The organism is Mycobacterium sp. 1245801.1 (genome assembly GCF_001673055.1).
GTDB classification, from domain to species: domain Bacteria; phylum Actinomycetota; class Actinomycetes; order Mycobacteriales; family Mycobacteriaceae; genus Mycobacterium; species Mycobacterium europaeum_A.
On sequence record NZ_LZKY01000169.1, the window covers coordinates 1 to 601 of the forward strand.

The 601-nt window shown below is 68.2% G+C and carries 2 protein-coding genes; both read left to right on the forward strand.

The annotated features are described in order from the left end of the window. A partial coding sequence (locus tag A5622_RS30095; protein ID WP_232002929.1) for a hypothetical protein occupies positions 1-293 on the forward strand: 293 nt, incomplete at its 5' end. Then, positions 290-601 (forward strand): hypothetical protein (locus A5622_RS10645; protein ID WP_197507990.1); only part of this gene is annotated, 312 nt, incomplete at its 3' end. The genes A5622_RS30095 and A5622_RS10645, both read left to right, overlap by 4 nt.

Genomic DNA, 601 nt, shown 5'->3' on the forward strand with positions numbered 1-601 from the left:
ACCCTGACGTCGCCCCGCAGACACCACACGCCACCACCAACGCCACCAAAGCTTTCCTCACCATGGTCATAGGCTGGAGGGTAAGCCCGCACCGGCGCGCGGGAGTTGCTTTCGCCCGCATTCAGGAGGAACAAATACCGCCCATGCTCCGCTTCTGGCACCGCTACATCCTCGGTCACAGGCTGGCCGGACCCCGCGAAGAGGGCGACTACCGCGTCTGGCGCGACCTGGACTGCGGACGCGACTTCCGCGCACTGATCCTGCGCGTCGACCCGGACGCCCCGCCGCTATGAGCGCCAACCCGGAGGCCGCGGTGATCGCGGCGATCGACGCGCTCGAGCGGGACGAGGTCGACGAGCTGGTTGATTGGCAGATGTCAGACAGCCCGGCCGCTCATGTGCAGAACGCCGGCAACCCGCTGTGGTCGATTAGTGAGGGCTCGTGGACGATCACCGACGACGAGCGGCGCATCATCGCTGGATTCGACGAGCGGGCGCGTGAGCGGCTGAACGAGATGGAGCGCGAGCGGGTCGCCGCACAGTTCGCCCCGGGTGGCGCCAGCGGCCGCGCTAGCGACCTGTTCGCGATCACCCCGGACGGT